General features: G+C 71.8%; 5 protein-coding genes and 1 pseudogene. 4 read left to right on the top strand and 2 right to left on the bottom strand.

The window, feature by feature from the left end:
- The first annotated feature begins 809 nt into the window (after positions 1–809).
- Genes thyX through ABZ749_RS25545 form a run of 3 tightly spaced genes read left to right on the top strand, consistent with a single transcriptional unit; the run spans position 810 to position 4,265 of the window.
- The gene (gene thyX / locus ABZ749_RS25555) at positions 810–1,550 is read left to right on the top strand and encodes an FAD-dependent thymidylate synthase (RefSeq protein ID WP_124816891.1); all 741 of its coding nucleotides are present in this window, start codon (positions 810–812) and stop codon (positions 1,548–1,550) included.
- Between the two features lie 47 nt (positions 1,551–1,597).
- Positions 1,598–2,524, top strand: a complete 927-nt coding sequence (gene dapA, locus ABZ749_RS25550) for a 4-hydroxy-tetrahydrodipicolinate synthase (RefSeq protein ID WP_357232090.1) — start codon at positions 1,598–1,600, stop codon at positions 2,522–2,524.
- Between the two features lie 52 nt (positions 2,525–2,576).
- Positions 2,577–4,265, top strand: coding sequence for a ribonuclease J (locus ABZ749_RS25545; protein ID WP_196921613.1), 1,689 nt, complete (start codon positions 2,577–2,579; stop codon positions 4,263–4,265).
- 63 nt (positions 4,266–4,328) lie between these two features.
- Here the strand turns inward: ABZ749_RS25545 and ABZ749_RS25540 are convergent, their stop codons facing one another.
- Complete coding sequence (locus ABZ749_RS25540) at positions 4,329–5,912, bottom strand: YbjN domain-containing protein (RefSeq protein ID WP_357232093.1); 1,584 nt, start codon at positions 5,910–5,912, stop codon at positions 4,329–4,331.
- Positions 5,913–5,998: 86 nt separating this feature from the next.
- Positions 5,999–6,478, bottom strand: a complete 480-nt coding sequence (locus tag ABZ749_RS25535; protein ID WP_355009542.1) for a YbjN domain-containing protein — start codon at positions 6,476–6,478, stop codon at positions 5,999–6,001.
- A gap of 113 nt (positions 6,479–6,591) precedes the next feature.
- Between ABZ749_RS25535 and ABZ749_RS25530 the strand changes: the two are divergent.
- Positions 6,592–7,044 (top strand): annotated as a pseudogene (locus tag ABZ749_RS25530) (hypothetical protein); the annotation flags it as partial.

The raw sequence follows: 7,044 nt of genomic DNA, 5'->3' as shown, positions 1-7,044 counted from the left end.
CCCGATGGGCCGTCGCCCGATGGGCCGTCGCCCGATGGGCCGTCGCCCGATGGGCTGTCGCCCGACCTGCCGCCGCCCGATGGGCCGTCGTCCGACGGGCCGGTGCCCGGATGCGGCCGGCGGGCGGATGCGGGCTCGGCCGGCATGCATTGTCCGGACGTCCTTTGGAGTTGACTCGTTTACGACATCACGGGTCTCCTCCTGCGCCGAACACCCATGATCGACTCGGCATTCAGGAAATCGGGCCATCCACCTGACCCGGATACCCCGACTTCCGGGAACCCGAGTCGATCACCCTAGTCGGCACCCGCATACCCGCGTTGCGGCGCACGGCAGCCGATGCGCCTCGCCCCAAGATCGCGCTCGATCCTGGATGTAGTGGGGTCGGGCGTGACAGATGCCACTACATCCAGGATGTTGCGCGATCTTGCGAGCGGAAGCCGCTGCCGAACTGCTCAACTTGTTCGGGTCGCTTGTGCGTCTGAGCGCGGCGCCCGGTCTCGGTTGTCGGCTTGGGCGGCCCATCCATCCGCCGGGGCTGATGTCGCCAACGATTCAGCTCCAAAGGACGCCGACGAAACTGTTCGCCAGGGCCTCGACGACGATGCCCTGCCCCTGCGCCTGCCCCTGCCCCGCCCCCGGCTCCCGCCCCCCGCCCCGTGGTCCCGGCCCGGCCCGGCCCGGCCCGGCCCGGCCCAAGAGTCGGGGACGTCGGTGGTGCGCCGCTCGCTGAGTGATCGACATTGCACGGGGCGCGCCTGAGTTGGGTCGGGCGGCACCCCACCACTAAAGTCCCAGGAATGCCGGACATGGTGCAGCCCCAGGTCAAGTTGATCGCGTGGACCCAATTCGCGGCCCCGGACGACGTGCCGTGGTCGACCGACGCGGAGGGCGGCCAGGCGCTCGCCGAGTTCGCCGGTCGGGCCTGCTACCAGTCGTGGAAGAAGCCGAACCCGGCGACCGCCACCAATGCCGGCTACCTGGCGCACATCCTCGAGGTTGGGCACCTGAGTGTGCTGGAGCACGGGTCGGTCACCTTCTACTTCACCGGGGTGTCCCGCTCCTTCACCCACGAGTTGATTCGGCACCGGCACTTCTCGTACTCCCAGTTGTCGCAGCGCTACGTCCCGGAGCGGGACGCGGCAATGGTTGAGCCGGCCGTCATCGCCGACGACCCGGAGCTGCACAAGAAGTTCGTGGAGGCCGCCGAGGCGAGTGTTCGGGCGTACACCGAGTTGTTGGAGGGCCTGGAGCAGCGCTTCTCCGACGAACCTAACCCGACGCTGCGCCGCAAGCAGGCCCGGCAGGCGGCCCGCGCGGTGCTGCCCAACGCCACCGAGACCCGGATCGTGGTCTCCGGCAACTACCGGGCCTGGCGGCACTTCATCGCGATGCGGGCCACCGAGCACGCCGACGTGGAGATCCGTGAGCTGGCCGTCGAGTGCCTGCGCCAGCTGCAGGGTGTCGCCCCCAACGTGTTCGCCGACTTCGTGATCTCCACGCTGCCGGACGGCACCGAGGTGGCGGCCAGCCCGCACGAGGCGTCCTGAGCCCTTCCCCGGCGGGCCCCGGCTGGTCGTCCGCTAGGTTGGAGGGTATGACGCACGACCACCTCGATGCCGCGGCCCGACCGGCGTCCCGCCCCTTCGGCCGGCTGATCACAGCCATGGTGACCCCGTTCACCCCCGACGGTTCCCTCGATCTCGACGGCGTCGCCCGGCTTGCGAGCCACCTGGTCGACGAGCAGGGCAACGACGCGCTGGTGGTCAACGGCACCACCGGCGAGTCGCCGACCACCACGGAAGCGGAGAAGGAGCAGCTGATCCGGGCCGTGGTGGAGGCTGTCGGTGACCGGGCCAAGGTGGTCGCGGGCGTTGGCACCAACGACACGCGGCACACCATCGAGCTGGCCGCAGCCGCCGAGAAGGCGGGTGCGCATGGCCTGCTGGTGGTCACCCCGTACTACAACAAGCCGCCGCAGGCGGGGTTGGTCCGGCACTTCACGGCCGTCGCCGACGCCACCGGCCTGCCGGTGATGCTGTACGACATCCCGCACCGTTCCGGTGTGCCGATCGAGACCGAGACGCTGGTGCGGCTCGGCGAGCACGGCCGGATCGTCGCGGTCAAGGACGCCAAGGGCGACCTGACCGAAACCAGCTGGGTGACCAGCCGGACCGCCCTCGCCTTCTACAGCGGCGAGGACGCTCTCACCCTGCCGGCGCTGGCCGTCGGTTCGGTGGGCGTGGTCGGCACCTCCACGCACTTCACCGGGGCGCTGACCGCACAACTGATCGATGCGTACGACGCGGGGGACATGCCGACCGCGCTGGCGCTGCACCGGCGGCTGCTGCCGCTGTTCACCGGCATCTTCCGCACCCAGGGCGCGATCCTGGTGAAGGCAGGCCTGGCAGCGCAGGGCCTGCCGGCCGGCCCGGTGCGACCCCCGCTGGTGGACGCCACCGACGACGAGATCGCCCAGCTGCGCGCGGACTTCGCGGCAGCGGGCCTGGAGCTGCCCGAATGAACGAACGACACGATGGACGTCGAGTAACGGCGTCGCAGAATGAGGTGGACGCGTGACCGAGGCGCACATCGAGGCGGAGCTACCCCCGCCGCTGCCGGAAGGTGGCCTGCGGATCATCCCGCTCGGCGGGCTCGGCGCCATCGGTCGGAACATGACCGTCTTCGAGTACGACGGCAAGTTGCTGATCGTCGACTGCGGCGTGCTGTTCCCCGACGTCGAGCAGCCGGGTGTGGATCTGATCCTGCCCGACTTCGGTCCGATCCTGGACCGGCTGGCCGACGTCCAGGCGATCGTGCTGACGCACGGTCACGAAGACCACATCGGCGCGGTGCCGTACCTGCTCGCCCACAAGCCCGACATCCCGCTGGTCGGCTCACAGTTCACCCTCGCCCTGGTCGAGGCGAAGTTGGCCGAGCGGCGGATCCAGCCGTACACGCTGACCGTGCGGGAGGGCGGCCGCGAGCGGCTCGGCCCGTTCGAGTGTGAGTTCTTCGCTGTCAACCACTCGATCCCGGACGCCCTCGCGGTGGCCATCCGCACCCCCGCCGGTCTGGTGCTGCACACCGGCGACTTCAAGATGGACCAGTTGCCGCTGGACGGCCGGATCACCGACCTGGCCGGTTTCGCCCGGCTCGGCGCCGAAGGCGTCGACCTGCTGCTGTCCGACTCCACCAACGCGGAGATCCCCGGTTTCGTGACGCCGGAGCGGGAGATCGGCCCGGTGCTCGACTCGATCTTCGCGAAGGCCAAGGGCCGGATCATCGTGGCGTCGTTCGCCTCGCACGTGCACCGCGTGCAGCAGGTCTTCGACTCCGCCGCCGAGCACGGCCGCAAGGTCGCGCTGATCGGCCGGTCCATGGTCCGCAACATGGGCATCGCCCGGGACCTCGGCCTGCTCAACATCCCGGCCGGCCTGGTCATCAGCATCGACGAGGCGACCACGCTGCCGCCGGACGAGATCGTGCTGATGTCGACAGGTTCCCAGGGTGAGCCGATGAGCGCGCTGGGCCGGATGGCCAGCGGCGACCACCGGCACATCACCATCGCACCCGGTGACACGGTCGTGTTGGCCTCCTCACTGGTGCCCGGCAACGAGACCTCGGTCTACCGGGTGATCAACCGGCTCGCGCGGGCCGGCGCGGTGGTCGTGCACAAGGACGTGGCCAAGGTGCACGTCTCCGGGCACGCCCCCGCCGGGGAACTGCTCTATCTGCTCAACGTGGTCCGGCCCAGCAACCTGATGCCCGTGCACGGCGAGTGGCGTCACCTGCGCGCCCACGCCCGGCTCGGCATCGAGTCCGGGGTTGCCGCCGACCGGGTGGTGCTCTGCGAGGACGGCGACGTGGTCGACCTGGTCGAGGGCCGCGCCAGCCTGGTCGGGCACGTGAAGAGCCGGTACGTCTACGTGGACGGCCTCGCCGTCGGTGACGTCAGCGAGTCGCTGCTCACCGAACGGCGGATCCTCGGTGACGGCGGGTTCATCGCCACCACGGTGGTCGTCGACTCGGTCACCGGCAAGGTGGTCGCCGGCCCGACGCTCTCCGCGAAGGGCTTCTCCGAGGACCCGGAGGCGTTCAACCCGGTGGTGCCGCTGGTCACCGAGGCGCTCAACCGGGCCGCGGCGGACGGCATCACCGACCCGCACCAGCTTCAGCAGATCGTCCGGCGGACCGTGGGGCGGTGGGTCAACGACAAGTACCGTCGTCGGCCGATGATCGTGCCCACCGTCGTCGAGGTCTGAGCGACTCCCGCTGACGCCGGTCCACCTGAACGGGGTGGGCCGGCGTCAGCCGTTCCCGGGAGATCAGGGCAGCGCGGCGACGGCCTCGGCGTACGCGATGCCGGTGGCGATGGCGGCGTCCATGAGGACCCGTAGCTGCGCCGGGGCTACCCCGTGCGCCAGGTCGGTGGCCACGTCGCCGGCCAGCACCAATTCGTCGCCGAGATCGTGCGCGTACGCCTTGGGCAGCAGCCGGTCGTGGTTCCACGCGTTGCAGAAGGCGTACGCCTCGGCGCGGCGGGCGGCCGGCAACCGGCGGTTGGCCATGGCTCGGGCGTGCAGCACCTCGCCGCGTTCACCGGCCCGCCGGAACTGGATCACCGTCCCCTCCCAGTGGCCGACCACCGTCTCGCCCTCGTCCACCAGGTACCGGTCGCCGCGCCCGTCCAGGATCCCGGTGATCATGCCGAGGGAGAGTGCCGACAATTCGCGTTCGCCCAGCTCGGCCTCGACGTCGGCCTCGACGTCGGCCTCGACGTCGGACCGGTCGTCGTCGGGCTCGTCAGCTTCGTCGTCGGTGGGCAGCGGAACCGGCGCCGCGAGCGGGCGCTCGGCCAGCCAGGCGGCCATCCGTCCGGAGTGGTGCCCCGTGCCGTTGCGCGCGTCGAAGCTGCCGGCCAACTCGTTCGCCACCCCGAGCAGCAGCGCCCCGAGCGTGGCGACGTCCAACTCGGTGGCCGTCCGCTCGCCGTACGCGGGCCGGGGCATCGTCCGCCCGCCCAGCCCTGCGTCGGCCGCCAGCCCGCAGAGCAGTGCCCCGGCGGCGGCGAACTCCATGGCGGCGAGATCGTCGGTCGGCCGGTCCAACCGGGGCAGCTGCTCGGCCAGGATGGCCAGCCCGCGCTCCAGGTGCCCGGCCAGCGCGCAGAATCGGAGGTGTGCGGCGAGGTGCGGGAACGCCGCGCGCTCCCGCCGGTGCCGGCGGTACGCCCGCACGTGCGCTGCCGCCGCCCGTTCCGGCCCACCGGTGCGCAGTGCCGGCAGCAGACCGGCGACCAGATCCCGCTCGGGCTGGTCGGTGCAGGCCTGCGGGTCGCCGTCGGTTTTCCCGAGCTCGGTGACCGCGGCATTCCACTCGCCCCAGCCGGCCAGCAGCTCGGCACGCCTGGCCGAGGCGCAGCCCGGGCAGCCGCCGGCCGGGCCCGGCCGTTTACCGGACCATCGCTCGTACCAGTGCCGGGCGGTGGGCTCGTCGCCCAGATGATCGGCGATCCGGCAGTGCAGCTCCGCGACGGTTGGTGTGTCCGGACCATCCGTGCCGACGCGGTGGGCCAGGTCGTGCAGCAGGGACCGGGTCTGGTCCAGCCCGACCCGGGGAGTGCCGAGCAGCGCCTCCACCGCGTACCGCTGGTAACGCAGCAGCAGCCCGGTCTCCGTCTCGGTGAGCACGTCGGGCCGGTGGTCGGCGGCGGCCCGGCAGCGCCGGACCGGCTCGACCAGACGCCACCGCTCCCCGTGCAGCAGGTACGCCTCGATCAACGCGAACCGTGCGTCCATCCCGGACCGGACGTCGCCGGCCGCGTCGGCGCGCTCGGCGAGCCGTTCCAGGGCCACCTGCCGGGCCGGGCCGTCGGGAAGGTCCCGAGCCTCGGCGAGCGCGGCCTCCAGCGCCGGTACGCGGCCCCGCGCGAGCCGCTCACCGGCACCGGTGGGTGGCGTGCCGGCGCGGCTGCCGGTGAACTCGTCCCGGCCGGTCACGACGGCACCGCTCCGGGCAGTCGACGAACCGCCACGGCGAGCTGGCAGCCGGTGGAGATGCCACAGTCGAGCAGCTGGTCGAGCTGGTGCGGGGTCACGCCGCGTTCCAGATCGGTGATCACCTCGCCGTACACCCGGGCCCGACCGTCGTCGGCGACGTGGACGAACGCTTTCGGCCAGAGCCGGTCGTGGTTCCAGGAGTTGCAGAACGCGTACAGGTCGGGCACCCGTTCGATGCCGAAGGTCGGATCGACCATGGTGCGGATCTGGAGCAGCTCACCGTCCCCGCCGACGCGGAGGAACCAGATCAGGTTGTCGTCGAAATGGCCGACGAGGTCGCCGTCCGGGGTCGGACCGACGGACCGGCCCCGGGCAGCGAGCACCGCGGCGACCAGTTCACCGGTCAGCGGACGCAGCAAGTCGGGGTGCCCGGCCAGTGGATCGTCCGGATCGCCTTCGATTTCCGGCGACGCCATGGGGCATCCCTTCTGAGGCGGATATCACGACCGGCGGTGGGGTTCGTGTTGCGACGCGCGGACACGACCCGGAAAAGCGGGGATCTGCCCGCCCCCACCGTTACCGTGACTCTATGGCGGGCCGTACCTCTCAGGCGAGCCGGCGGCGCGGCGCGTCGCCGCGCGGTGGCACCAACAGTCGTGCCCGTCAACCGGCGAAGAAGACCACCCGGGCACCGGTCCGACGTCGCACCACGCCGCCCCGGCCCGGCCCGGCGGTCTACGTCGGCCGTGCGGTGGGTGCACTGTGGATGGGGCTGGCGCACGGGATGGGTTGGGCGGTGCGTGCCGCTGGCCGGCAGGCTGCGTCGGCCCGCGACCTCGACCCGGAGCACCGCCGGGACGGTGCCGGGCTGCTCCTGTTCGGGCTCGCCCTGCTCAGTGCCGTGGCGCTCTGGTTGTCCGGAGCGGGGCCGGTCGGCGCGCGACTGGCCTACTCGGCGGGCGGTGACCAGGGCGCTACCTGGTGGGCCGATGGTGTGGGCGGCGAGGGCTACGCGCAGCGGTTCACCGCGCACGGCCCGGAC

Origin of the sequence: Micromonospora sp. NPDC047753 (assembly GCF_040642735.1) — a bacterium.
Taxonomy (GTDB): Bacteria; Actinomycetota; Actinomycetes; order Mycobacteriales; family Micromonosporaceae; genus Micromonospora.
The sequence above is the reverse complement of the archived record's forward strand: the minus strand, read 5'-3'. Positions and strand labels throughout refer to the sequence as shown.

What these genes read in the sequence shown, in the direction of transcription:
- thyX (WP_124816891.1), top strand. Translation starts at nt 810, where the DNA reads ATGGTGCAGCCCCAGGTCAAGTTGATCGCGTGGACCCAATTCGCGGCC.
- dapA (WP_357232090.1), top strand. Translation starts at nt 1,598, where the DNA reads ATGACGCACGACCACCTCGATGCCGCGGCCCGACCGGCGTCCCGCCCC.
- ABZ749_RS25535 (WP_355009542.1), bottom strand. Translation starts at nt 6,478, where the DNA reads ATGGCGTCGCCGGAAATCGAAGGCGATCCGGACGATCCACTGGCCGGG.